25 protein-coding genes, 1 tRNA gene and 1 pseudogene are annotated in these 22,374 nt (G+C 66.8%); 6 read left to right on the top strand and 21 right to left on the bottom strand.

The window, feature by feature from the left end:
* Window positions 1-4: 4 nt before the first annotated feature.
* The 3 genes from ACK8CO_RS05970 to ACK8CO_RS05960 form a co-directional block, all read right to left on the bottom strand.
* Window positions 5-808, bottom strand: coding sequence for a CbbQ/NirQ/NorQ/GpvN family protein (locus tag ACK8CO_RS05970; RefSeq protein WP_414898504.1), 804 nt, complete (start codon window positions 806-808; stop codon window positions 5-7).
* Window positions 809-894: 86 nt separating this feature from the next.
* Window positions 895-1,251 (bottom strand): ribulose bisphosphate carboxylase small subunit, encoded by a 357-nt coding sequence (locus ACK8CO_RS05965; RefSeq protein WP_414898503.1) that lies wholly within the window; start codon window positions 1,249-1,251, stop codon window positions 895-897.
* Between the two features lie 21 nt (window positions 1,252-1,272).
* Window positions 1,273-2,691, bottom strand: coding sequence for a form I ribulose bisphosphate carboxylase large subunit (locus tag ACK8CO_RS05960; protein WP_414898502.1), 1,419 nt, complete (start codon window positions 2,689-2,691; stop codon window positions 1,273-1,275).
* 104 nt (window positions 2,692-2,795) lie between these two features.
* Between ACK8CO_RS05960 and ACK8CO_RS05955 the strand changes: the two genes are divergently transcribed.
* From ACK8CO_RS05955 to ACK8CO_RS05945, 3 genes are all read left to right on the top strand, one after another.
* Window positions 2,796-3,725 carry a LysR substrate-binding domain-containing protein gene (locus tag ACK8CO_RS05955; RefSeq protein ID WP_414898501.1) on the top strand — a complete coding sequence of 310 codons (930 nt, stop codon included), beginning with the start codon at window positions 2,796-2,798 and terminating at the stop codon, window positions 3,723-3,725.
* Window positions 3,726-3,914: 189 nt separating this feature from the next.
* Window positions 3,915-4,220 carry a hypothetical protein gene (locus tag ACK8CO_RS05950; RefSeq protein WP_080615328.1) on the top strand — a complete coding sequence of 102 codons (306 nt, stop codon included), beginning with the start codon at window positions 3,915-3,917 and terminating at the stop codon, window positions 4,218-4,220.
* Between the two features lie 328 nt (window positions 4,221-4,548).
* On the top strand, window positions 4,549-6,132 hold the full coding sequence (locus ACK8CO_RS05945; protein ID WP_414898500.1) for an ABC-F family ATP-binding cassette domain-containing protein: 1,584 nt from the start codon (window positions 4,549-4,551) through the stop codon (window positions 6,130-6,132).
* A 168-nt stretch (window positions 6,133-6,300) separates the two neighbouring features.
* On the opposite strand, the gene ACK8CO_RS05940 is transcribed toward ACK8CO_RS05945, so the two are convergent.
* The 14 genes from ACK8CO_RS05940 to ffh form a co-directional block, all read right to left on the bottom strand.
* A complete protein-coding gene (locus ACK8CO_RS05940; protein WP_080615330.1) occupies window positions 6,301-7,110 on the bottom strand; it encodes a division plane positioning ATPase MipZ in 810 nt (269 codons plus the stop codon).
* Window positions 7,111-7,848: 738 nt separating this feature from the next.
* On the bottom strand, window positions 7,849-8,070 hold the full coding sequence (rpmE, locus tag ACK8CO_RS05935; RefSeq protein ID WP_080615331.1) for a 50S ribosomal protein L31: 222 nt from the start codon (window positions 8,068-8,070) through the stop codon (window positions 7,849-7,851).
* Window positions 8,071-8,081: 11 nt separating this feature from the next.
* Window positions 8,082-8,453 (bottom strand): 50S ribosomal protein L19, encoded by a 372-nt coding sequence (rplS, locus tag ACK8CO_RS05930; protein WP_080615332.1) that lies wholly within the window; start codon window positions 8,451-8,453, stop codon window positions 8,082-8,084.
* Between the two features lie 285 nt (window positions 8,454-8,738).
* A complete protein-coding gene (gene trmD / locus ACK8CO_RS05925; RefSeq protein ID WP_080615333.1) occupies window positions 8,739-9,542 on the bottom strand; it encodes a tRNA (guanosine(37)-N1)-methyltransferase TrmD in 804 nt (267 codons plus the stop codon).
* Window positions 9,543-9,580: 38 nt separating this feature from the next.
* Complete coding sequence (locus tag ACK8CO_RS05920) at window positions 9,581-9,940, bottom strand: hypothetical protein (RefSeq protein WP_414898499.1); 360 nt, start codon at window positions 9,938-9,940, stop codon at window positions 9,581-9,583.
* Between the two features lie 37 nt (window positions 9,941-9,977).
* The gene (rimM, locus tag ACK8CO_RS05915) at window positions 9,978-10,484 is read right to left on the bottom strand and encodes a ribosome maturation factor RimM (RefSeq protein ID WP_414898498.1); all 507 of its coding nucleotides are present in this window, start codon (window positions 10,482-10,484) and stop codon (window positions 9,978-9,980) included.
* Between the two features lie 3 nt (window positions 10,485-10,487).
* Entirely contained in the window at window positions 10,488-11,141 is a 654-nt protein-coding gene (gene bluB, locus ACK8CO_RS05910; protein WP_414898497.1) for a 5,6-dimethylbenzimidazole synthase, read from the bottom strand.
* A 3-nt stretch (window positions 11,142-11,144) separates the two neighbouring features.
* Window positions 11,145-11,501 carry a 30S ribosomal protein S16 gene (gene rpsP, locus ACK8CO_RS05905; RefSeq protein WP_414898496.1) on the bottom strand — a complete coding sequence of 119 codons (357 nt, stop codon included), beginning with the start codon at window positions 11,499-11,501 and terminating at the stop codon, window positions 11,145-11,147.
* Between the two features lie 42 nt (window positions 11,502-11,543).
* Window positions 11,544-11,840: a chorismate mutase gene (locus tag ACK8CO_RS05900; RefSeq protein WP_080615338.1), complete on the bottom strand. Its 297-nt coding sequence runs from the start codon at window positions 11,838-11,840 to the stop codon at window positions 11,544-11,546.
* Window positions 11,833-12,438, bottom strand: a complete 606-nt coding sequence (locus ACK8CO_RS05895; protein ID WP_414898495.1) for a GNAT family N-acetyltransferase — start codon at window positions 12,436-12,438, stop codon at window positions 11,833-11,835. Before ACK8CO_RS05895 ends, ACK8CO_RS05900 begins: the two co-directional genes overlap by 8 nt.
* A complete protein-coding gene (locus tag ACK8CO_RS05890; protein WP_414898494.1) occupies window positions 12,438-12,965 on the bottom strand; it encodes a GNAT family N-acetyltransferase in 528 nt (175 codons plus the stop codon). The genes ACK8CO_RS05895 and ACK8CO_RS05890 overlap by 1 nt, the downstream gene beginning before the upstream one ends.
* The gene (locus ACK8CO_RS05885; RefSeq protein ID WP_414898493.1) at window positions 12,962-13,489 is read right to left on the bottom strand and encodes a GNAT family N-acetyltransferase; all 528 of its coding nucleotides are present in this window, start codon (window positions 13,487-13,489) and stop codon (window positions 12,962-12,964) included. Before ACK8CO_RS05885 ends, ACK8CO_RS05890 begins: the two co-directional genes overlap by 4 nt.
* Complete coding sequence (locus ACK8CO_RS05880) at window positions 13,486-14,001, bottom strand: GNAT family N-acetyltransferase (protein ID WP_414898492.1); 516 nt, start codon at window positions 13,999-14,001, stop codon at window positions 13,486-13,488. Before ACK8CO_RS05880 ends, ACK8CO_RS05885 begins: the two co-directional genes overlap by 4 nt.
* Before the next feature lies 1 nt (window position 14,002).
* Complete coding sequence (gene ffh, locus ACK8CO_RS05875) at window positions 14,003-15,514, bottom strand: signal recognition particle protein (RefSeq protein WP_414898491.1); 1,512 nt, start codon at window positions 15,512-15,514, stop codon at window positions 14,003-14,005.
* 331 nt (window positions 15,515-15,845) lie between these two features.
* Here ffh and ACK8CO_RS05870 point away from each other — a divergent pair, with 331 nt between their 5' ends.
* The 3 genes and pseudogenes from ACK8CO_RS05870 to ACK8CO_RS05860 all read left to right on the top strand — a co-directional run.
* A complete protein-coding gene (locus ACK8CO_RS05870) occupies window positions 15,846-16,721 on the top strand; it encodes a LysR family transcriptional regulator (RefSeq protein ID WP_080615345.1) in 876 nt (291 codons plus the stop codon).
* 68 nt (window positions 16,722-16,789) lie between these two features.
* Window positions 16,790-17,080, top strand: coding sequence for a hypothetical protein (locus ACK8CO_RS05865; RefSeq protein ID WP_414898490.1), 291 nt, complete (start codon window positions 16,790-16,792; stop codon window positions 17,078-17,080).
* Between the two features lie 974 nt (window positions 17,081-18,054).
* Window positions 18,055-18,612 (top strand): annotated as a pseudogene (locus tag ACK8CO_RS05860) (integrase core domain-containing protein); the annotation flags it as partial.
* Here the strand turns inward: ACK8CO_RS05860 and ACK8CO_RS05855 are convergent.
* From ACK8CO_RS05855 to ACK8CO_RS05840, 4 genes are all read right to left on the bottom strand, one after another.
* Window positions 18,596-19,252: a metallophosphoesterase gene (locus ACK8CO_RS05855; RefSeq protein ID WP_414898489.1), complete on the bottom strand. Its 657-nt coding sequence runs from the start codon at window positions 19,250-19,252 to the stop codon at window positions 18,596-18,598. The pseudogene ACK8CO_RS05860 and the gene ACK8CO_RS05855 overlap by 17 nt on opposite strands.
* Window positions 19,253-19,444: 192 nt before the next feature.
* A tRNA-Gln gene (locus ACK8CO_RS05850) sits at window positions 19,445-19,519 on the bottom strand.
* A 79-nt stretch (window positions 19,520-19,598) separates the two neighbouring features.
* Window positions 19,599-20,432 carry a 3-deoxy-8-phosphooctulonate synthase gene (kdsA, locus tag ACK8CO_RS05845; RefSeq protein ID WP_080615348.1) on the bottom strand — a complete coding sequence of 278 codons (834 nt, stop codon included), beginning with the start codon at window positions 20,430-20,432 and terminating at the stop codon, window positions 19,599-19,601.
* A gap of 489 nt (window positions 20,433-20,921) precedes the next feature.
* Entirely contained in the window at window positions 20,922-22,196 is a 1,275-nt protein-coding gene (locus ACK8CO_RS05840) for a Na+/H+ antiporter NhaA (protein ID WP_414898488.1), read from the bottom strand.
* Window positions 22,197-22,374: the final 178 nt, after the last annotated feature.

Genomic DNA, 22,374 nt, shown 5'->3' with positions numbered 1-22,374 from the left:
GCGATCAGAAATAGGTGGCGACGGCGGCGTCGAGCGCGTCGCGCATGTCGGGATCGTCGGTGATCGGGCGCACCAGCGCCATGCGGCAGGCGGCGGGCGCCTCGATCCCGCGCGCCATCAGCGAGCCGGCATGGATCAGCATCCGGGTGGAAATTCCCTCGTCGAGCCCGTGGCCCTTGAGGTTGCGGGCGCGTTCGGCGATCGAGACCAGCTTGCCCGCCTCCGTTGCATCGATGCCCGCCTCATGGGTGACGATCTCGACCTCGGTCGCATGCTCGGGATAGCTGAAATCGAGCGCGCCGAAGCGCTGCTTGGTGGACTGTTTCAGGTCCTTCATCAGGCTCTGATAGCCGGGGTTATACGAGATCACGAGGTGGAAATCCTCATGCGCGCGCAAGATTTCCCCTTTCTTTTCAAGGGGAAGGACGCGGCGGTTGTCGGTCAGCGGGTGGATGACGACGGTGGTGTCCTGCCGTGCCTCGACGATCTCGTCGAGATAGCAGATCGCGCCATGGCGCGCGGCGAAGGCCAGCGGGCCGTCCTGCCAGCGCGTGCCCTCGGGCTCGAGCAGGAAGCGGCCGACGATGTCCGAGGCGGTCATGTCCTCGTTGCAGGCGACGGTGACCAGCGGCTTGCCCAGCCGCCAGGCCATGTGCTCGACGAAGCGGGTCTTGCCGCAGCCCGTCGGGCCTTTCAGCATCACCGGCATCTTCGCCGCATAGGCGGCCTCGTAAAGCGCGACCTCGTGGGCGACGGGCCGGTAATAGGGTTCCTCCGCGACGCGGTACTGTGCGAGCATGTCGGTCATGGTCTGTCCTCCCCCGGGGGGAATGCGTTCACTGGTCGGGACCGCGCCCGCATCCGAGCGCGGCCCGCTATTGCAGGGGCGGCCGCTCAGACCGGCGTGCCGCGATAGACCACCATGTTGGCGCCCTGGCTCTGGCTGTAATTGTTGTAGCCGATCAGCCGGACATGGTTGTCGGGGTTCGCGTCATGGCAGGCCTTCAGCTCGGCCAGGATGGTATCGACATCGGTTTCCCCGAACATCGGCAGCTTCCACATGTACCAGTAGTTCGACTTGGCGAATTGCGGCTCGGTATGTTCGATGGCCGGGTTCCAGCCATGTTTCACGATCCATTCCACCTGCTTGCGGATCTGCGCGTCATCCATCTCGTGCAGGTAGGAAAAGGTACCCATCCGGCGGCTCGCGGGGTCCGACAGCCGCGAGGTGTAGTCCTGAACCTTGCTCATTCTCTTTCTCCCTCCGGGCGCTCAGCGGTGCTGGGTGTCGAGCTTGTCGACGGTGTCGAATTCGAACTTGATCTCTTTCCAGGTCTCCATCGCGACCTTCAGCTCGGGGCTGTGTTTCGCGGCATTCTGCAGGATCTCCTTGCCCTCCTTCTCCAGCTCACGGCCCTCGTTGCGGGCCTGGACGCAGGCCTCGAGCGCGACCCGGTTCGCAGCGGCGCCGGCCGCGTTGCCCCAGGGATGGCCGAGCGTGCCGCCCCCGAATTGCAGGACCGAGTCGTTGCCGAAGATCGAGACCAGCGCCGGCATGTGCCAGACATGGATGCCGCCCGAGGCGACCGGGAAGACCCCCGGCATCGCGCCCCAGTCCTGATCGAAGAAGATCCCGCGCGAGCGGTCCTCCTTGATATGGCGGTCGCGCAGAAGGTCGATCCAGCCCAGCGTCGCCGCGCGGTCGCCTTCGAGCTTGCCGACCACGGTGCCCGAATGCAGGTGATCGCCGCCCAGAAGCCGCAGCATCTTCGCCAGCACCCGGAAGTTGATGCCGTGATTGGGGTTGCGGTCCAGCACCGCGTGCATGGCGCGGTGGACGTGCAGCAGGAGTCCGTTGTCGCGACACCATTTCGACAACGAATTATGCGCGGCCCAGCCCAGCGTCAGGTAATCCGACATGATGATCGGGGTCTTCAGCTCCTTGGCGAATTCGGCGCGCTTGTAGACCTCTTCCATGGTGGGCGCGGTCACGTTCATGTAGTGGCCCTTGCGCTCGCCGGTCTCGGCCTCGGCCTTGTCGATGGCCTCCTGGCAGAACAGGAACCGGTCGCGCCAGCGCATGAAGGGCTGGGAGTTGACGTTCTCGTCATCCTTGGTGAAATCGAGGCCGCCCCGCAGGCATTCATAGACCGCGCGGCCATAGTTCTTGGCCGAGAGCCCCAGCTTGGGCTTGATGGTGCAGCCCAGCAGCGGGCGGCCATACTTGTCCATCTTGTCGCGCTCGACCTGGATGCCATGGGGCGGGCCGAAGCAGGTGGCGACGAACCACAGGGGGAAGCGCACGTCCTCGAGACGGAGCGAGCGCACCGCCTTGAAGCCGAAGACATTGCCCACGATCGAGGTGAAGACGTTGACGACCGAGCCTTCCTCGAACAGGTCCATCGGATAGGCGATGAAGGCATAGAAGGCCTCGTCGCTGCCCGGCACATCCTCGATGGCGTAGGCGCGGCCCTTGTAATAGTCGAGATCGGTCAGAAGATCGGTCCAGACCGTGGTCCAGGTCCCGGTCGAGCTTTCGGCGGCGACGGCGGCCGCGGCTTCCTCGCGCGAGACGCCGGGCTGCGGGATCACCTTGAAGACGGCGAGAATGTCGCTGTCCTTCAGCGTGTAATCGGGCTCCCAATAGGTCGACCGGTATTCCTTGACACCGGCGTCATAGGTCTTGGCCATCTGTGCTCCTCCGACGGGATGTTGTCGTTGGGCGGCACTATGGGCGCTTGAATGCCTTTGTAAAACTGAATAGTTTTTAGGTTAAAGATAGGGAATTGCATATTATGCGGATCAGCCTGCGGCAATTGTCGGTGTTCCTGTCGGTGGCCCGACATCAAAGCTATACCCGCGCCGCCGAAGAGCTGAACCTGACCCAGCCCGCGGTCTTCACCCAGGTCAAGCAGCTGGAGGACAGCCTGGGCATCACGCTTCTGGACCGGATCGGCAAGCGGATGCAGCCGACGGATGCGGGCCGCGTGGTGGTCGAGGGCGCGCGCGAGACGCTGGATGCGGTCGGGCGGATGGAGATGCGGCTGGCCGACATGCGGGGCCTGCGTGCGGGGCGGCTGACGCTGGCCATCGTCTCGACCGCGCAATATTTCCTGCCGCGCCTCCTGGGCCAGTTCTGCGACGCCAATCCCGGCATCGAAGTGGCACTGACGGTCACCAATCGCCAGGCGGTGCTGGCCCGGCTCGCCGCCCGCGAGGACGATCTGTGCATTCTCGGCACCCCGCCCGAGGGGCTCGACGTGGTGGCGACGGCCATTGCCGACAATCCGCTGGTCCTGATCGCGCGGCCCGACCATCCGCTGGCGGCCGAGCGCGGCATTCCGCCCGAGCGGGTCGCGCGCGAGCCGTTTCTTCTGCGCGAGCGCGGCTCGGGCACGCGGCTGGCGGTCGAACGCTTCTTCCGGGCGCGGGGGCTCACGCTGCCGATGCGGATGGAGCTTGGCTCGAACGAGGCGATCAAGCAGGCGGTGATCGGCGGGCTGGGGCTGGGGGCGCTATCGCGCGACACGCTGGCGCTGGAAGGGGTGACAGGCGCGCTGACGGTGCTGGACGTGGCGGGCTTTCCGCTGCTGCGGCAATGGCAGGTGGCCTATCCGCGCGGCAAGCATCTCTCGGTCGTGGCCGAGGCCTTTCTCGATCACCTGGTCGCCCATGCCCGCCAGGCGGTCGAGACCGGGGCCGCGGGGCCGGCCGCTACCGCCTGAGGCTCCGGGCTGTCGCAGCCGGCTGGGGCGGGGCGGCTGGGTCATGCCCGGCCGGGTCGGGGCCGGTTGCCTGGCGACTGCGCACAGCGCGTCATTGCGAAATGCGTGCGACGGAGGTAACGCTTGCGGAACGGGCGGCCCCGACCCAACCGGCTGCGGCCGCAGAGAGCAGAAAGAAGGATGTCAGGGATGATGCAGGTCTTCGCCTTGTATCTCGGCTTCTCGCTGGTTGTGCTGCTGGGCGCGGCCGAGCTCGAGCGCCGCGCCATCGTCGCCCGCAGGCTGGGGCCCAACGGCCGCGCGATGCTGGTGGCGCTGGCGGCATCGGCGCTGGGCGCGCTTGTCGTCGTGGTGATCTCGACCTTTGCCGAGGGCTGGATCTACATGCTGCACGTACTGGGCGGCGCGATCCTCTATCACGGCCTAATGGGCATCTTCCTGGTGCATGGCCTGCAGGAAGTCTCGGCCCGGGCCGCGGGCCACGACATCGGCTGAGCCTTCCCCGCGGGGACGGTCACGGCGGTCGGTCGGGGCGCGTGCCCATTGCGATCACGATTTTCCTGTCGGGCGCCTCGGCGCCGCGGCCCGGTTTTGCCGCCGCCACTCGTCAGTCACCCTGACCGCACCCGCTGCGCGGGTGGGCGGCGCTTCTTGACGGTCGAGACCCGGCCCCGAGCCCTCTCGGCGCAGTCCTCCCGAAACCTTGCCAGAGCGCATCGGCTTTGGTAAATACCTGCCATCCCATCGCAGGAGATGCACCCGCCCATGGACATGACGCTCGCAGCCCGCTCCCTTTCGGTTTCCTTGCGAGAAGTCCTGTCCCATGCCTGCATCCGTTTCGCTCTCCGGCCTGTCCTGGTCGCGTCCTGACGGCACACCGCTCTTCACCGGTCTCGATCTCACCTTCGGCTGCGAGCGCTCTGGTCTCGTCGGCCGCAACGGTGCCGGGAAAAGCACTCTTCTGCGCGTGATCGCTGGGGCTGCGGCTCCGGCAGGCGGCCAGGTCGGCATCACCGGCTCGGTTGCCATGATGCGCCAGGAGGCTCTGCAGCATCCCGACGAGACCATCGCCGATCTTCTGGGCGCGCGTCAGGCCCTGAATGTGATCGACCGGGCCGAGCAGGGTCGGGCGAGCGCCGATGAGCTGGCCGCGGCGGACTGGACCTTGCCCGCCCGGATCGAGGCGGCGCTGGCCAAGGTCGGTCTCGCGGCCGGTCCGCGGACCCGGCTTGCCACGCTGTCGGGCGGGCAACGCAGTCGGGCGGCGCTGGCCGCGCTGATCCTGGCAGAGCCCGATTTCCTGCTCATGGACGAGCCGACGAACAATCTCGACCGCACGGGGCGTCGTGCGGTGATCGAGCTGCTGCGCGGCTGGACCGGCGGAGCGATCGTCGTGAGTCACGATCGCGAGTTGCTGGAGGAGATGGATGCCATCGTCGAGCTGACCTCCCTCGGCGCGGCAAGATACGGGGGCAATTACACGGCCTTCCGCGAGCAGAAGGCCCGCGAGCGCGCCGCAGCGGCGCAGGACGCAGCCCATGCGGAGAAGACCCGGGCAGAGGTCGCGCGCCGCGCGCAGCAGGCCGCCGAGCGCAAGGCCCGGAAGGACAGCGGCGGCCGCAAGTCACGGGCGAAGGGGGACCAGCCAAAGATCATGATGGATGCTGCCAGGGGCCGTGCGGAAGCCTCCGGCGGCGCGGGGGCGCGCCTCCGCGAGGCCCGGATGGATGCGGCCCAGGAGGCCCTCTCCGCCGCCCGCGAGAAGATCGAGCTGTTGACCCCGCTCCATATGGAGATCGCACCGAGCGGCCTGCCGGCCGGCAGGACCGTCCTGGTCATGGACCGCGTGACCGGCGGTCATGATGCGGCGGCTCCGGCGATCCGGGACTTTTCGCTTACCATCACCGGTCCCGAGCGCGTCGTGATCGCGGGACCGAATGGCAGCGGCAAGACCACCCTTCTCAAGCTCATCACCGGCGCGCTCACGCCGGTGGCGGGGCAGGCGCGGGTCTGTGTCCCCTGGGAACTTCTGGACCAGCATGTCGGGATGCTCGATCCGGACCGGACGCTGCTTGAGACCTTTCTCGATCTGAACGCTCAGGCCACGACGCAAACGGCCCACACCGCGCTGGCCCGGTTCGGGTTCCGCGCCAGGGATGCGCTGCGCCGCGCCGGGGGGCTGAGCGGCGGCGAAAAGCTGCGCGCGGGTCTTGCCTGCGTTCTCGGCGCGACGCCGCCGCCACAGCTTCTGCTTCTTGACGAGCCGACAAACCATCTCGATCTCGAGGGGATCGAGGCGCTGGAAGCGGCACTGGCCCGCTACGACGGCGCGGTGGTCGTGGTCAGCCACGACCGGGCCTTCCTGGGGTCGCTCCGAACGGACAGGGTCGTTTCGTTGAAAGGGTGATCGTTCCGTCCCGAAGGGGGCCCCTCCGGCTGCGGATCATGCCAGCCGGACATGACCCGTGAAGAAGGGGGCGTTTTCGGTGCCGCTCCGAAATCGGCCCGCGCCTTGGCAGTGCCGAAGGCCGGAAAGGGCAGAACCGCCGGCGCCCGGGCAGGGCGTCAGGCCGGCTCAGGCCACCGCTTCGACCTCGGGCAGTTTCAGCGCCGCCATCAGGTCGCGCAGCTCCTGGCGCGCGGCCACGTTCGAGATGTTGAGGCTGGTCACGCCGGTATCCTTCAGGTCCAGAAGGGTCAGGCCGTTCGGGAACAGCTCGCGGAAGATCACCCGTTCGGAAAAACCGGGCGCGACCCGGAACCCGATCCGGCGCGAGAGGTTTTCAAGCGCCTTGCCCATCTTGCGCTTGTTGTGCATCTGCTGCGCCCCCAGCCGGTTGCGAAGCACCACCCAGTCGATGGGTTTCAGCCCGGCCTGCGCCCGCATCTGCCGCGCGTTCCAGACCATTTCCGAATAGATCGAGGGGCCGAGGATCTTGCCGGTGCCGCCGTCATGCCGCGCCAGCAGGTCGAAATCGATGAAGCTGTCATTGAGCGGCGTGATCAGCGTATCGGCCAGCGTATGCGCCACCTGGCTGAGCCGCGTATGCGAGCCGGGGCAGTCGATCAGGATGAAGTCCTTCTCGCGTTCGAGCTCGGCGATGGCGGTGGACAGGCGTCGGTCATGCAGGTTCTCGCCCTCGTCGAGCTCGGCGGGGTCGATCTCGGGCAATTCGCGGAATTCGGCCGAGGGCAGGTCGACGCCGCTCTGGGCGATATAGGCCGAACGGTTGTCGAAGAAGCGGCCCAGCGAGCGCTGCCGCACGTCGAGATCGAGCGCACCGACCCGGAACCCCTGACGGGCCAGCGCCGTGGCCACATGCATCGACACGGTGGATTTTCCCGCGCCGCCCTTTTCGTTGCCGACGACGATGATATGCGCCACTGCCAACCTCGCTTCCTGACCGGCCCCTCGCCGGAGAGACCCGCGCTCACTTTAAGGTGAGGGGGGAGGGATTGGAAGCCGCTGCGGGGCCTTGAGGGGTTGTCTTCAGGCAGCCTTCCAGTGATGCGCGGCGCCGAGATCGCGTCCTGTCGGGCCGGGATCGCGGCGGTCGTCCGATCGACACTTCCGGGGTGGCTCGAAGCCAGGCATCCACGCGGTCGCACCGCCCCGGCGGTCCCTGCGCTGCGGGCTGCGCGAAACGCGGAAAGAGGGGCGATCCCGGTCTCGCGCATGCGGGGGGCATGACCGGCGCGTGCGCGGATCGGGCGCCATTCGGAGTTTCTGCCGGGGGGGTGGCCTGTCCGGAGCGCTGTCGGTCTCGGAGACAGTTTCAGCAGCGATCTTTTGCGACGGGTTCTGGCCCGGCGGGGCAAACCTGCCTGGCGCGGCTGCGGCCTGAGCAAAATGGCGAAGCGAAGGGCCGTGTCGAGGATGGCGCGCCGCATAAGCGACGCGGGCGCGGCCGGTCTCTCCCAAGGCTCCGCAGCGGGACCGGTCCGCGCAGCAAGCTGCAGACGCTCTGCGGCAAAAGCCGGGACGGTGCGCCCGCTATCGCGCCGATGGGCCGATCCGGACGGATCACGGGGAGGGGTTCGAGGCTTGGGCGGGGCGGAGGTCCTGAAACGAAAACGCCGCCCCCGGGGGGACGGCGTTCCGCGATGCGTTTCGCAGGGTGGCTCAGAAGCCGAGACCCTCGTATTTCTTCTTGAACTTCGACACGCGGCCGCCGGTATCCATCAGGCGCGAGCTGCCGCCGGTCCAGGCCGGGTGCACGCTGGGGTCGATGTCGAGCGACAGCGTGTCGCCTTCCTTGCCGTAGGTCGACTTCATGGTGATCATGGTGCCGTCGGTCAGCTTGACCTCGATGGCGTGGTAATCGGGGTGGATGTCCTTGCGCATAAGACCGCTCCTTACGCCTTGGGTTTGTAGTTGCTGTCTTCGGCAATCCGGGCCGATTTGCCCCGGCGCGAGCGCAGGTAGTAGAGCTTGGCCCGGCGGACGCGGCCGCGACGGACGACCTCGATCGTGTCGATATTGGTCGAGAACAGCGGGAACACCCGTTCCACACCCTCGCCGAAGGAGATCTTGCGCACGGTGAACGAGCCGGCGATGCCATGGCCGTTCTTGCGCGAGATGCACACGCCTTCGTAATTCTGCACCCGGGTGCGGGTGCCCTCGGTCACCTTGTAGCCCACCCGGACGGTGTCGCCCGGCTTGAAGTCGGGAATGGTCTTGCCGAGCGCGGCGATCTGCTCGGCCTCCAGTTGCGCGATCAGGTTCATCGCATGTCTCCGGTTTCGCTCGCGGTTTGGTTCCGCGAAGTTTTCTTGCCGCCTCAGAGCTCTGTGCCTTCGTCCGGGTCCGCCTTCGTCCCATCCGGGGGCGCCCGCCAGAGATCAGGTTGCGTTTCCTGTTCGGTGATCCTTCCCCCGGCCCGGGCCGCGTCGAAGAAACGCGAGGCCAAAAAGAAAGAGTCCGGCCGACTCGCGAAAGCCCCGGACGGGCGGTGTATAGTCAAGGCAGGGGCGGCGATCAAGCTGTTTGCGGCCTGCGCTGCGCGGAACGATCTAGTCGGTCCTGCGCCGATAGGCGGCCCAGAGATCGGGGCGGCGGGCCTCCGTCAGGCGCTCGGCCATGTCGCGGCGCCAGCGCTCGATGGCACCGTGATTGCCCGACAGCAGCACCTCGGGAATGGCCCGGCCGCGCCAGTCGGCGGGGCGGGTATAGTGGGGATGCTCCAGCAGCCCGGCGGAATGGCTTTCCTCCTCGGTCGAGGCGGCATTGCCCAGCACCCCCGGCAACAGCCGCACGGTGGCGTCGATCATCGCCTCGGCCGCGATCTCGCCGCCGGTCAGGACGAAATCGCCCAAGGACACTTCCTCGACCGCGTATTCCTCGAGTACGCGCTCGTCGACCCCTTCGAACCGGCCGCAGAGCACGGTCAGGCCCTCGGCCGCGGCGAAGCGGCGGGCGGTGGCCTGGGTGAAGGGGGCCCCGCGCGGCGAGACGTAGATCACCGGCCAGCGGCCGCGATCCCCGGGCGTGCCGAGCGCGGCCCGGTCGAAGGCCTTCGCCACCACATCGGCCCGCAGCACCATGCCGGCGCCGCCGCCCGCGGGGGTGTCATCGACATTGCGGTGCCGGCCCTCGCCGAAGGGGCGCAGGTCGATGGTTTCGAGCGCCCAGAGCCCCTGATCGAGCGCCTTGCCGGTCAGGGACAGACCGAGGATGCCGGGGAAGGCGTCGGGGAAAAGCGTGATGACCCGCGCGCTCCAGGCGCCCTTGAGGCGCGGCCGGTCGGACATCAGGTCGCCGGGGCGAAGGCTGGCCGAGATCGAAAGCCGCCCATGGGATTTGGGTCTGTCCGTCATGGGCGGTCTCTCTCGGGTTTTCCGGGGTGGCGGAGGGGTCAGGCCTTCGGGCCGGGCTTCATGCCGGCGGCGAGCGCCCCGGCACAGCCGATGGCCGAGACGATCAGCGGCACCAGAACCGGCAGGGCGACGATGCTGCCGCCGAAGGGCCAGGCGACGCCCAGGCCGATCAGGAAGGCGAGGTTGGCCCAGATCACCTGGTTGACGACGATCATCGGCAGGGCCTTGGTCAGGGTCTTGCCGTCCTCGGCGCGCTTCTGCCTGGCGGTGGGGTCGAACACGTTGGCGACGACCGCAAGGGCTGCGATCACGACGATGACCCAGGCATCGATTCCGGTGGCGCCGCCGAGGACGGCACCGAACAGGATCACGGCGTAAAAGATCTGGGGCAGGTTCATGGGCTTGACGCTCCTGGTCAGCGGAATGGGGTGAGGCTCAGGGGAACACCCCTTCGGGCGGATCCGCAATGAGACGCCCCGCCGCAAGATCGACGGTCGGTACGCAGGCATTGGTGAAGGGCAGAAGCACGGTCGAGGTCAGTCCCGGCCCCTGGATCTCGAGCAGATCGCCCGCGCCATGGTCATGGACGGCGCGCACCGTGCCCAGCTCCTTGCCGCCCGGGTCGACCACGGTCAGCCCGATCAGGTCGGCGTGGTAGAATTCGTCATCGGGCAGCGAGGGCAGCCGGTCGCGGTCGGCGTAAAGCCGTACGCCCTTCAGCGCATCGGCCTCTTCCTTGGTCTCGATCCCGGACATCCGTGCGGCAAAGCCCTCCTTGACCGCGCGGGTGATCCGCAGCCCGAAGCTGCGGCTGCCATCCTCGGTGTAAAGCGGCGCGTAATCGGCAATGGCCCCGGGATCGGCGCAGAAGCTTTTCAGCCGCACCTCGCCCCGGACCCCGAAAGCCCCGGAAATCGCGCCGACGCAGACCCTGTCGGTCATGTCCTATCGCTCCTCGACGATCAGGCCGGCGGCGCGGGTTTCCCAGCCGACCTCTTCCAGTTCGGGGCTGTCGCGTTCGACCTCGGGCCAGCCGAGGCAGAGATAGGCGACGAGGCCCCAGCCCTCGGGCGCGCCCAGATCGCGGGCCAGCCGGTCGGGGTCGAGCACCGAGACCCAGCCGAGCCCCAGCCCCTCGGCCCGCGCGGCAAGCCAGAACATCGAGATCGCGGCCACCACCGAATAGCGCCGCATCTCGGGCATGGTGGCGGCGCCGAGCCCTGCGCCCTGCGCCGTGGTCTCGTCGCAGAAGACGGCAAGCTGGACCGGGGCGCGATCCATGCCCGACAGCTTGAGCCGTGGGTAAAGCGCGGCCTTCTCGCCCTCATAGCCCTTGAGGGCCGCGGCATTGGCGGCCTCGAAATTGGCCCGCGCGGCAGCGCGGGCGGCCGGGCTTTCGACCCGGATCAGCCGCCAGGGTTCCGACAGGCCCACCGAAGGGGCCAGCCGGAAAGCCGAAAGGCAGCGGTCGAGCAGCTCGGGCGCGACCGGATCGGTGCGGAAATGGCGCACGTCGCGCCGCCACCGCATCAGCTCGAAGAGCTCGTCGCGGAAGGCGGGCGCGAACCGGTCGGCCCGGGCTGCTGTCCCGGTGGCCATGGCTTATTCGGCCTCGTTGGCTTCAGCGGCCTTGGCGGCCTTTTCCTCGGCACGTTTCTTGGCCTTGTCGCCGGGCTCGCCCTTCTTGGGGTTGCTGCGCTCGGTCTTGGTCAGAACGCCGGCGGCTTCCAGCATCCGGGCAACGCGGTCGGTCGGCTGGGCGCCCTGGCTGATCCAGTGCTGCGCACGCTCGACATCCATCTTCACGCGCTCTTCGCTGTCCTTGGCCAGGAGCGGGTTGTAGAGGCCCAGCTTCTCGATGAAGCGGCCGTCGCGGGGCATGCGGCTGTCGGTGACGACGATCCGGTAGAAGGGACGTTTTTTCGAGCCGCCGCGGGCGAGACGAAGTTTCAGAGCCATGTCAGTTTCTCCTGTTCGTTGGCTTGATCGGCAGGGGTCTGCCTATTTCTGGTGTTCGATATGGTGACGGATCACTTCCTGAATGATGAAGTTCAGGAATTTCTTGGCGAATTCCGGATCGAGATCGGCCTGGCGGGCCAGCTCCTCGAGCCGTGCGATCTGCTGGTCCTCGCGTGCCGGGTCCGAGGGCGGCAGGCCGTGGGTGGCCTTCAGCCGGCCCACCGACTGGGTGTGCTTGAAGCGCTCGCCCAGGGTGTAGACGAGGATGGCGTCGAGCCGGTCGATGCTGGCGCGGTGCTCCTTGAGAAGCTCGGCGGCACGGCTTGCGTCGTCAGTCAAGGGGCGCTCCTTTCGGCTGGCACGAGGGGTCGATATGGCCGGCCAGCTCGGCCTCGATCCGGGCGGAAAGCGGCGTGGCCCGAAGCTCGGCAGGCGCGGGATGGCGATAGACGATGTCATGGCTGTCGATGCTGGGGGCGCTGTCGTCGCGTCGCGCGCCCAGCCGGTCGCAGAGCCGGACCGAGCTGACATTCTTCGGGTCGACATAGCTTACGGCGGTGGTCCAGCCGAGCCGGTCATAGCACCAGCCGCGCGCTGCATGGACGGCCTCGAGCGCGATGCCCCGACCCTCGATACCGGGCCAGATCACCCAGGCGATCTCGCGTTCGGGCCAGCCCTTGGGATACCAGCCCCCGGCCATGCCCAGCGTCGCGTCGCTGTCGCGGTCGTGTATCATCCACATGCCGAAGCCGTGGATCTGCCAATGCCCGATCTCGGCTGCATAGAGCATCCAGGATTCGTATTCGCTGAGCGGCCCGCCCATGAACCGGGCGCGGAAGCTGGTGAAGGTCGCCTCGAAATTCGGATAATCCCCGGGGGCGGGGCCCTTGAGGACCAGCCGCCGGGTTTCCAGAACGGGGATCGCGGAATGGGCCATCAGCGGCAGGCCTCCGGCGCCGGGTGGCGGTAGACGCCGATGGCGCCATAGGTCTCGTGGCGGACCTCGCCCTCATGGACCGCGCCCAGCCTCTCGGCGACCCGGGCAGAGGCGGTGTTGGCGCGGTTGACCAAGCTGATCGCCGTGGGCCAGCCGAGCGTTTCATAGGCATGGCTGCGGGCGGCGCGGGCGGCCTCGGTGGCATAGCCCTTGCCCTCGAACCCCTCGAACAGGTCCCAGGCGATCTCGGGTTCGGGCCAGCCTTCGGGGTTCCAGAGCCCGACCATGCCGACGGTCTGGCCGCCGGCCCTTTCGGTGACCATCCAGCGCCCGTAGCCGCGCAGCGCCCAATGGCCGATCTCGGCCGCAAGCTGGCGCCAGGTGCCCTCGGGGCTTTTCGGCCCGCCGACGAAGGCCGAGCGCTCCGAGGCATAGAAGGCGCGCAGCACCTCGAAGTCGCGTGGTTCGGGGCCGCGCAGGGTGAGGCGCGCCGTGCTCAGCGCGGGGATGATGGGCATCACGCTCATGCCGCAGCCTCGGGTCCCGGATGGCGGTAGACCACGCAGTCTTCCTCGAACGGGTGGGGGACAGAGGCATCGAGGCTGCAGCCCAGCCGTTCGGCCAGCGCGCGCGAGCGCTCATTGTCGCTGTCGATATAGCTGATCGCGGTGGTCCAGCCGAGCGTCTCATAGGCGAAGCGGCGGCAGGCCAGCGCGGCCTCTCGTGCGAAGCCCTGACCCTCGGCTTCTGGATAGAGGATCCAGCCCAGTTCCGGTTCCGCCCAGCCTTCGGGGAAATGCGGCCCGATCACGCCGATGGCCGCGTCCGAGCCCTTCCGGGTGACGGTGAACATGCCATAGCCATTGAGCGCCCAATGGCCCCAGCGCGCGGCGAATTTCGTCCAGGCGTCGCGCCGCGAGAACGGCCCGCCGATATAGCGTGCCCGCGCGGATGTGGCGAAGGCGGCATGGGCGTCCCAGTCGGCCGCCCTGGGGCCGCGCAGGATCAGCCGCTCGGTCTCAATCTCTGGGCAGACGATCTCGATCTTCATGCCGGGGCCTCCGGGCGCCGGTGGCGATAGACGAGATCGCCCGGATCGGGCCGGGGCGCGACCGGGTCAGGCATCGCACCAAGCCGTTCGGCCAGCGCGACAGAGCGGCGGTTTTCGGGCGAGACATAGCTGACCAGCGTGTCGAAGCCGAGCGCGCCGAAGGCGTGGTCGCGGGCCGCCTCGGCCGCCTCTGCGGCATAGCCTTGGCCCTCATGGCCGTCGAAGACCAGCCAGCCCAGCTCGCGTTCGGGGAAATGGTCGGGCCTGTTCAGCGCCACCTGTCCCACCGCCACGCCATCCTCGCGGCGCTCGACGCCCCAGGCGCCGAAGCCCAGCAGCCCCCATTGCCCGACATCGGCGGCAAAGAGCTGCCAGGCCTGCCGGCGCGACAGCGGCCCGCCCATGAAGCGCGCCCGCTCCGAGGCGAACAGCGCCGCATAGGGGCCGAAATCCTCGGTCCGGTGCGGGCGCAGCCTAAGCCGCGCGGTGTCTATGATCGGCGCCGCGGTCACGTCACTTCTTCTTGCCGAACCCGCCAAGCCCCGGGGGCAGGCTCATGCCGCCGCCCATGCCGCCCATGCCGCCGGGCATCCCGCCCGGCAGGCCTGCGCCCATCTTGCGCGCGGCCTCTTCCATCTGGGCCTGGTCCATATTGGCCATGTCGGGCATGCCGCCCTTGCCGAACATGCCGCCCAGAGCCTTTTTCAGCATGGCGCGGCCGCCTTTCTGGCCCAGCTTCTTCATCATGTCCGACATCTGCCGGTGCATCTTGAGAAGCTTGTTCAGTTCCGGCACCTCGAGCCCCGCGCCCGCCGCGATCCGCTTCTTGCGGCTGGCCTGCAAAAGCTGCGGATTGGCGCGTTCCCTCTTGGTCATCGAGTTGATCAGCGCGATCTGGCGGCGCAGCACGGAATCGTCGAAACCGGCCTCGGCGGCCTGTTTCTGCATCTTGCCCATGCCGGGCATCATCCCCATGATGCCTTCCATCCCGCCCATCCGGAGCATCTGTTCCAGCTGCATCTTCAGGTCGTTCATGTTGAACTGACCCTTCTGCATGCGCTTCATCATCCGCTCGGCCTGCTCGGCCTCGATGGTGGCCTGCGCCTTCTCGACGAGGCTGACGATGTCGCCCATGCCGAGGATGCGGCCCGCGATCCGTTCCGGGTGGAATTCCTCGATCGCGTCGAGCTTCTCGCCCAGACCGACATATTTGATCGGCTTGCCGGTGACCGCGCGCATCGACAGCGCCGCGCCGCCGCGGCCGTCGCCATCCATCCGGGTCAGCACGACGCCGGTGATGCCGATCCGCGCGTCGAAATTCTCGGCGGTGTGGACGGCGTCCTGACCGGTCAGGCCGTCGACCACCAGCAGCGTCTCGCGCGGCGTGGCGACATCGCGGACGGCCTCGACCTCGGCCATCAGTTCTTCGTCGATGGACAGGCGCCCGGCGGTGTCCAGCATGTAGACGTCATAGCCGCCCATCGCCGCCTGCTGCTTGGCGCGCTTGGCGATGTCGACGGGTTTCTGCCCCTTGACGATGGGCAGGGTGTCGACGCCGATCTGGACGCCGAGAACGGCAAGCTGTTCCATCGCGGCCGGACGGTTCACGTCGAGCGAGGCCATCAGCACGCGCTTGCCGTTGATCTCTTTCAGGCGCTTTGCGAGCTTGGCGGTGGTGGTGGTCTTGCCGCCGCCCTGCAGGCCGACCATCAGGATCGGCGCGGGCGGGTTGTCGATCTTCATGTAGCCGGGCTCGCCCTCGCCGGTCAGCACATCGACCAGCGCGTCATGGACGATCTTGACGACCTGCTGGCCCGGGGTGACCGACTTGGTCACCTCCTGGCCGGTGGCCTTCTCCTGCACCGACTTGACGAAATCGCGCGCCACCGGCAGCGACACGTCGGCCTCCAGAAGCGCGACGCGGACCTCGCGGAGCGCGGTCGCGACATCCTCTTCGCTCAGCGCCCCTTGCCGGGTCAGCCGGTCGAATACGCCGGAAAGGCGGTCGGAAAGACTTTCGAACATGGCCCTGGCCCTCCTTCGACCGTTCTGCCTGTCCCGACAGTCTGGCCGGGATGGCGCGATTTGTCAGCGCGTCGCAATGCGCCAAACGCGATTTGCCCCCGTGGGCGAAACCTCGCTGACGGGGGGGCGATCCCGACGACATGCCGGGACCGGACGGGGTTGCACCGACCGGAATTGCGCCCGCTTAAGCCATGAAAGGCGTCCGGAGTCAAGTCGGGGCCGGGCTGGTCGCCGGTGTCGGGCATTTCGACAAGTTGGGCCTTGCTTCGGCTCTGGCAATTGCCCAGCATCTGCGGGAGTTGTGAATTTTTGCACAGGTGAAGCCTTCGTCATGGACGTCGACAACTGGGATGAGATCCGCACCGCCTATCACGTGGCGCGCCGGGGCACGGTGAGCGGTGCGGCCGAGGCGCTCGGGGTGCATCATGCGACCGTGATCCGCCATGTCGATGCGCTGGAGGACAGGCTGGGGGTCAAGCTCTTCCAGCGCCATGCCCGCGGCTATACCCCGACCGAGGCGGGCGAGGAGCTGTTGCGGGTGGCCCAGGTCACGGCCGATCAGTTCAGCCAGCTTGCCGGACGGCTGCGCGGCCGCGGCGCGGCTATGACCGGCGAGCTGACGGTGACCACGGTCGACAGCCTGACGCCGCTGCTGGTGCCGGTTCTGTCGGGCTTTCAGGCCGAACATCCCGAGCTGACCCTGCGCCTGATGGCCGATTCCCGGCTTTATCGTCTGGAATATGGCGAGGCCCATGTCGCGGTCCGGGCCGGATCGCAGCCCGACGAGCCCGACAATATCGTGCAGAGGCTCTATACCCTTCGCTACGCCCTTTACGCCAATGCCGCCTATGTCGCCGCGCATGGCCGGCTGGGCGAGGATGTCGGTGCGCATTTCTATGTCGGCCCGTCCGACGAGGATCACCGGGCGCCCTTCAACCGCTGGCTCAAGGCCAATGTCCCGGCCCGGCGGGTGGGCTTTCGCGCCTCCGACGCGCGGGCGCAGGTCGAGGCGGTGGCGGCGGGGGCCGGGATCGGCTTCGTGCCGGTCTGGTGGGCCGAGCGGCTGCCCGGGCTCGAGCAGATGCATCCGCCGCTGGCCGAATGGGACGTGCCGCTCTGGCTGGTGACCCATGTCGACCTGCACCGCACCGCCAAGGTCCAGTCGCTGACCACGCGGCTGAAGGAGGCGGCGAAGGAATGGCCCTGAGATGGCCCTGAGATGGTCCTGGGTCTGGGCGCGGTCCCGCGCGGCGAGGCGCTCGGGGCCATCTGGCGATGCTGGGCTTTTCGGTGCTGGTGGCAGGCGCGTTCAGCTTCGGCAGCCTGATTGTCAATGATATCGATCCGGTGGCGCTGACGGCGCTGCGTTTCCTTCTGGCCGGGGCGGTGATCGGGGCTGCGGCTGCAGCAGTTCCGCGCGGCCTGACGCTTTCTGGTGCGGGGCGGGATCTTCGCGCTCTATTTCGTGCTGATGTTCGAGGGGCTGAAGACCGCGGCGCCGGTCTCGACGGCGGTGGTGACCTTGCCCCCGGATCCCGGACTGGGAGTTACATTCGTCGGTCCTGAATATCACGCTGGGAGCGCGCGCTGGGTTTCTGACGGTCGTCCCGTCGGTATGAGCGCGGCAATGGCGTTGAGGATAGCGCGCAGGATCCCGGCCACGAGCGCTCTCAGGTGAGCGGCATGAATTCCGCGAGGCTGAACAGGCCTTCATCGGTCAGGCCAGATCCCGCCAATAGCTTGGTCATGGCATTTCGGAGGGTGGGGCCATCGGTTTCGGGCGTCATGGCCAAAATCTCGACAGGACGCAGTCGCCGCGTCAGGGTGGGATCGTGGTTGATGAACTCGCGTCCTTCCGAGGTCCCGGTCAGGATAAAGTCCGCTGGCCACGCAGTCGATGCTGACCATCCAGGCCAGCGGGCAATCGGTAAGCCGACTGTCCCGGGTTTCTTCGCCGCTTTCCAGCACATCCCCCTGCTGCGACAGCACCATGAGCCCCGCCGCTCCGGCCGCTCCGGCGCCTTGCCATCGCGCGACGCCCACGCCGAACCACGTGCGATGGGCAATCTCCTGCCACGCGCCCGTGCGCAGATCGAATTCCACGACATGGGTGCTCGAGGAAAACGGCCGGTTCGGGCTGTAGCTTCCGTCTGAATTCGCCAGAGCCGCGAACCTGTGCCGGTCCAGCGCCGCACCCCGATAGAAGGTTTTGTGGTCCATGTCTGCGTATTTAGCCATCACGTTAATCAGATGGAGAGCAGGAGCGATTTCGTTCAAGTGGCAAGATCAAGACGCACGTGACTTTTCAGGTCCTCAGGCGGCGTCCGCTGCTTTCTCTGCCAACCGATCGTTTTCTGTCCGGCCTCTTCCGTTCCTTCCCGCGTTGCACGGAACCCGCCACCCGGCATCAGCAGCAGGCATTCGAACGCCGTGACTTCGATGTTCGAGAAATAGCAGTCGGGGCCCTTCACGAAAGGGGGCTCTCCATTGAGCTGCTGTAACTGCCGCAGGGCAGGCAGCGGATCAACTCCGAAAAAAGGCTTGCCGCCGACACGTTCTTCGTCGGCACGCTGAAGGGGATCGGCAAGGTCTATCTGCACGCGGTCGTCGACACCTTCGGCAGCTACGCCTTCGGCTTCCTGCACGTTTCCAAGCAGCCCGAGGCGGCGGTCGCAGTCCTGCACAACGACGTCCTGCCCTTCTACCGCGCCCTGGATCTGCCGGTGAAAGCGGTTCTGACCGAGCGAGCCATTGAAGGCGCCATTGGTTCGAGCCCAATGGCGAGCGGCCGCGAATTCTGCGGCACCGAAAAGCACCCCTAAGAGCTCTATCTCGACCTCAACGCAATAGAGCATCGCCGCACCAAGGTCCGCACGCCGAAGACCAACGGCTTCGTCGAGCGGTTCAATGGCACGGTGCTGGAGGAGTTCTTCCGCGTGAAGATGCGCGAGACCTTCTACGAGACTGTCGCGGCCCTCCAGGCCGATCTCAACGCCTGGCTCGTCCACTACAACACCGAGCGCCCGCATCTGGGTTACCGAAACATGGGGCGACGTCCCATCGAAACCGTAATGTCATTCGTTAGCCAAGAAGGTTAAGTGTACAATTTGTCCACTTAACCTTCCTTCCATGCTGTTTTGGGAAAGGAGGACCCTGCCATGGATGGAACACCGAAAGCGACGAAACCCAAGGCTCGTGACGCGAAGACCAAGGTCGCGCAAACCCGCATGAGCGTTCTGGAACTGCCCGCTTTGCCATTTCCTCAATCTGGATCGGTCGAAAATCCCACTGGTCGACGCCGACATTTATGCTGTTTCGCGAGCCTGCCCATTGGTCGTGGACGTGGCCGAACAGCTGCAGGGCGCCTCTGCGTGCGCCGTTCCAAGTGATCATCGGATAGTGGCAAAGGACGAGGCTATGATCTCCGTCCTGGATCTCGGCCATGTACTCGGTGCTCGCCCATGGGAGAGAGATGACCGCTTCATCGTCGTGGTTGCCGATGATCAGATGCTTACGGCCGGGGAGGCTGTGAAACCAGCTCTCGAACTGTGCCGTATCATCAGCGCGGCCAAAGGCGAAATCTCCTAAAATCCAGAGGTCATCATCGTGCGCGACGCAGGCCTGGAAGTTGGCGATCAGGGCCGCGTTTATCTCTGCGGTTGAGGCGAAGGGGCGCTTGCAGAAGTCGATGATGCGGTGGTGGCCGAAGTGCAGGTCGGCCGAATACCAGTTGGCCATACCTGTGCCCTCCGTGTTCGTCAGACCTCAGTTTAGGGACGAGATCATACGCGCGCAAATGTCTGTCAGTTCAGAGGGATTCTGGACAGTGAGACGTTCGGAATGTCAGCAGATGCCAGTCTTGCCCGAGCAAGATGCCAAGTAGAACCGGATAGGTTCCAATCTTCGGCGAACGTCACAAATAGACGAAATTGGCTGGGGCGGTAGGATTCGAACCTACGGTGCGCGGTACCAAAAACCGGTGCCTTACCACTTGGCTACGCCCCAACGTGGAGGCGTAGATACGGGATGCCCGGACCGGCTTCAAGCCCAATCTGACGAAAAAATGCGTCCGGGCATCCTTTGCTCAGATCGACAGAGGATGGGCCTTGGCGAGCCGGTCGAAAGCCATCAGGGTCGCGATCAGATCCGGCATCTGGTCGAGCGGAATCATGTTCGGTCCGTCGGAGGGCGCACTGTCGGGGGCCTCGTGAGTCTCGATGAAGACCGCCGCCACGCCAAGGGAGACGGCCGCGCGGGCCAGCACCGGGGCGAATTCGCGCTGCCCGCCGCTCGAGCCGCCCTGGCCGCCCGGCTGCTGCACCGCATGGGTCGCATCCATCACCACCGGATAACCGAGTCGCGTCATGATCGGCAGGCTGCGCATGTCGGTGACGAGGGTGTTGTAGCCGAAGGACACGCCGCGCTCGGTCAGAAGGATCCGCCGGTTGCCGGTCGATTCGATCTTGGCCACGGCATTGGCCATGTCCCAGGGGGCAAGGAACTGGCCCTTCTTCACATTGACCGCAGCGCCGGTCTCGCCCGCGGCCAGCAGAAGATCGGTCTGGCGGCACAGAAAGGCCGGGATCTGCAACACGTCGACGGCCTCTGCGGCGGGGGCGCATTGCTCGGGGCTGTGAACATCGGTCAGGACCGGCACGTCGAGCTGGCGGCGCAGCTCGGCCAGAACCTCGAGCCCCTTGTCGATGCCGAGGCCGCGTCGTCCCGACAGTGAGGTGCGGTTGGCCTTGTCGAAGCTGGCCTTGAAGACGTAGCCCGCCCCGGCTGCGGCGCAGGCGTCCTTCATGGCGCGGCCGATCATCAGGGCGTGGTCCAGGCTTTCCAGCTGGCAGGGGCCCGCGATCACCGTCAGGGGCCGGGTATTTCCGACGGGCAGGCCGCCGATCTCGATATGTTTCATGTCAGGCCGATACTCGTTCGCAAAGGATGGAAGCGGTTTGCTGGATCATGGGGGAAATGCCGCCGAAGATCAAAAGGGCAAGCGCGGTATTTTCGATGCCGTGCGGATCGGCCGCCTCCCGGGGGGCGGCCGGTGGTTGTCGGGCCAGCTCTGGCGATCTTCGGACTGTCGATCCGTGGCGGGGCAGGGGGGCTGCCGCCTGTCATCGTCTCTTTCGCGGGGATGGAGCCCCCGGGCCCGGAGGTCATGCGCAGCCTTCGGCTGCTCTTCCCGTCCTCGCCTGCCTGTCCCGCAGTCCGCGCGGGAGGGTGAGATCTCTGCGCGTTCCGGTGCTGCCGAAAGGCCCGCCCCTGTCGGGCCGGCTTAGGGGCGCGACAGGGGCGCCGCCGCGCTGTCCTGCCGATAACGTCAGCCAATGCCGCATGACCGGCTCTGGGGCCATGCATCCGGGCGGTGTCCTGCTGTCCGATCCATCGGCCGCAGGCAGGTTCAGCTCTGCTTGCGAACCCGCATCAGCTTGCCCGCGCCGATGGCGATCAGGGCCGCGACAAAGCTGAACAGCGCGCCCATCTTGGCGGCTTCCTGCACGTCGATCCCGTCGAGGGTGACGCCCGAACTGAACGCGACCGAGGCGATGAAGAGCGACACGGTGAAGCCGATGGCCGCGACGCAGCCCACGACCAGCAGATCGGCGGTGCGCATGCCCTGCGGCAGGCCAAGCCTGAACGGCCGCGCCGCCAGCCAGCCGAACAGCAACACGCCTACCGGCTTGCCGATCAGCAGCCCGGCCAGCACCAGCCAGGTCGGCACGCCGATCGACGAGAACTCGACCCCGGCATTGCAGAGCCCGAAAAAGAACAGGACGATCTCGACCGGCACCTTCAGATTGTGCTCGATATGGTTCAGCAGGTCGGTGAGATACTGCTCGGCCTCCGAGAAGATGCCGAAGGCGCGGTCGGCATGCGGGATCGCGGGCACCACCGGCAACAGCCCCAGCGCCGGGTGCAGACCCGCCTCCTGAAAGCCGAACCAGCTTGCGGCGCCCGCCAGAGCATAGGGCCAGAAGCCCAGATAGCGGCGGATCCAGCTTGAACAGGGCCGCATCTGACGGCCGCGATCCATCCGACGCGGCAGCCAGTTGAACAGCACGAAGACCGCAAGCGCCGCCCCGCCCGACAGCAGCAGCCACAGGGGCTGCAGATCGCCCGAAGGGTAGAATATCGCCAGGATGATCAGCCCGGCCGCATCGTCTGCAATGGCCAGAAGCAGCAGGAAACGTACAGCCGGATGCCCGGCGCCGAAGACGATCCGCCCGACCAGATAGGAAAAGGCGATATCGGTCGCGGTCGGGATCGCCCAGCCGCGATGGACCGCGTCGAATGTCGAGGAACCGAGGATCGCCGCAAGCCCGAGATAGACGGCGATCGGGCCGAGCATGCCGCCCAGCGTGGCGAAAAGCGGCGTCGCCGCCTTGCGCCCGCGAAGCGAGCCGTTGCGCAGGATGATCGCTTCCCAGACCTCCTTGGCCGCGATGGCGAAGAAGAAGGCCATCAGCAGGTCATTGACGAGGTAATGCACGGTCAGCGTCCGGCTGACATGGCCGTCGACCTCATGCGCATGACCGATGAAGAAGTCGTCGATCAGGACGTATTCGACAAAATCATGGTAGGAATTCGGATGAAGGTTGACCCAGAACAGCGCCGTGACGGCACCCCCGATCAGCAACAGCGAATAGGCAGTCACGAAATTCCAGACTCGGTACATTCCCCCGCCGTTCCCCTCTCTCGCTCCGTTGAAGGTGGCATAATCGAAGCCGGAGACAGGGGCAACCGGGCCGGCGGTCATTTGGCCGCCCCGAAATACGCCGACCCGGTCTGTGCTCGCCCGCGGGAGGCGGGATGCCCGATCCGCAGGCCCTCGCCTGAGGCAGCGAATTGCCCGA

This window comes from Rhodovulum sp. HP10 (genome assembly GCF_047553435.1).
GTDB lineage: Bacteria > Pseudomonadota > Alphaproteobacteria > Rhodobacterales > Rhodobacteraceae > Rhodovulum.
Note: the sequence above shows the minus strand (reverse complement) of the source record. Positions and strands in the feature narration are given on the sequence as shown.

What these genes read in the sequence shown, in the direction of transcription:
- ACK8CO_RS05970 (WP_414898504.1), bottom strand. Translation starts at nt 808, where the DNA reads ATGACCGACATGCTCGCACAGTACCGCGTCGCGGAGGAACCCTATTAC.
- ACK8CO_RS05960 (WP_414898502.1), bottom strand. Translation starts at nt 2,691, where the DNA reads ATGGCCAAGACCTATGACGCCGGTGTCAAGGAATACCGGTCGACCTAT.
- ACK8CO_RS05920 (WP_414898499.1), bottom strand. Translation starts at nt 9,940, where the DNA reads ATGAACCTGCCCCAGATCTTTTACGCCGTGATCCTGTTCGGTGCCGTC.
- ACK8CO_RS05895 (WP_414898495.1), bottom strand. Translation starts at nt 12,438, where the DNA reads ATGGCCCATTCCGCGATCCCCGTTCTGGAAACCCGGCGGCTGGTCCTC.
- ACK8CO_RS05840 (WP_414898488.1), bottom strand. Translation starts at nt 22,196, where the DNA reads ATGTACCGAGTCTGGAATTTCGTGACTGCCTATTCGCTGTTGCTGATC.
- rpsP (WP_414898496.1), bottom strand. Translation starts at nt 11,501, where the DNA reads ATGGCTCTGAAACTTCGTCTCGCCCGCGGCGGCTCGAAAAAACGTCCC.
- rpmE (WP_080615331.1), bottom strand. Translation starts at nt 8,070, where the DNA reads ATGCGCAAGGACATCCACCCCGATTACCACGCCATCGAGGTCAAGCTG.
- ACK8CO_RS05885 (WP_414898493.1), bottom strand. Translation starts at nt 13,489, where the DNA reads ATGAAGATCGAGATCGTCTGCCCAGAGATTGAGACCGAGCGGCTGATC.
- ACK8CO_RS05870 (WP_080615345.1), top strand. Translation starts at nt 15,846, where the DNA reads ATGGACGTCGACAACTGGGATGAGATCCGCACCGCCTATCACGTGGCG.
- ACK8CO_RS05855 (WP_414898489.1), bottom strand. Translation starts at nt 19,252, where the DNA reads ATGGCCAACTGGTATTCGGCCGACCTGCACTTCGGCCACCACCGCATC.
- ACK8CO_RS05890 (WP_414898494.1), bottom strand. Translation starts at nt 12,965, where the DNA reads ATGAGCGTGATGCCCATCATCCCCGCGCTGAGCACGGCGCGCCTCACC.
- ACK8CO_RS05950 (WP_080615328.1), top strand. Translation starts at nt 3,915, where the DNA reads ATGATGCAGGTCTTCGCCTTGTATCTCGGCTTCTCGCTGGTTGTGCTG.
- rplS (WP_080615332.1), bottom strand. Translation starts at nt 8,453, where the DNA reads ATGAACCTGATCGCGCAACTGGAGGCCGAGCAGATCGCCGCGCTCGGC.
- ACK8CO_RS05965 (WP_414898503.1), bottom strand. Translation starts at nt 1,251, where the DNA reads ATGAGCAAGGTTCAGGACTACACCTCGCGGCTGTCGGACCCCGCGAGC.
- rimM (WP_414898498.1), bottom strand. Translation starts at nt 10,484, where the DNA reads ATGACCGACAGGGTCTGCGTCGGCGCGATTTCCGGGGCTTTCGGGGTC.
- ACK8CO_RS05945 (WP_414898500.1), top strand. Translation starts at nt 4,549, where the DNA reads ATGCCTGCATCCGTTTCGCTCTCCGGCCTGTCCTGGTCGCGTCCTGAC.
- ffh (WP_414898491.1), bottom strand. Translation starts at nt 15,514, where the DNA reads ATGTTCGAAAGTCTTTCCGACCGCCTTTCCGGCGTATTCGACCGGCTG.
- ACK8CO_RS05955 (WP_414898501.1), top strand. Translation starts at nt 2,796, where the DNA reads ATGCGGATCAGCCTGCGGCAATTGTCGGTGTTCCTGTCGGTGGCCCGA.
- bluB (WP_414898497.1), bottom strand. Translation starts at nt 11,141, where the DNA reads ATGGCCACCGGGACAGCAGCCCGGGCCGACCGGTTCGCGCCCGCCTTC.
- ACK8CO_RS05865 (WP_414898490.1), top strand. Translation starts at nt 16,790, where the DNA reads ATGCTGGGCTTTTCGGTGCTGGTGGCAGGCGCGTTCAGCTTCGGCAGC.
- trmD (WP_080615333.1), bottom strand. Translation starts at nt 9,542, where the DNA reads ATGACGGACAGACCCAAATCCCATGGGCGGCTTTCGATCTCGGCCAGC.
- kdsA (WP_080615348.1), bottom strand. Translation starts at nt 20,432, where the DNA reads ATGAAACATATCGAGATCGGCGGCCTGCCCGTCGGAAATACCCGGCCC.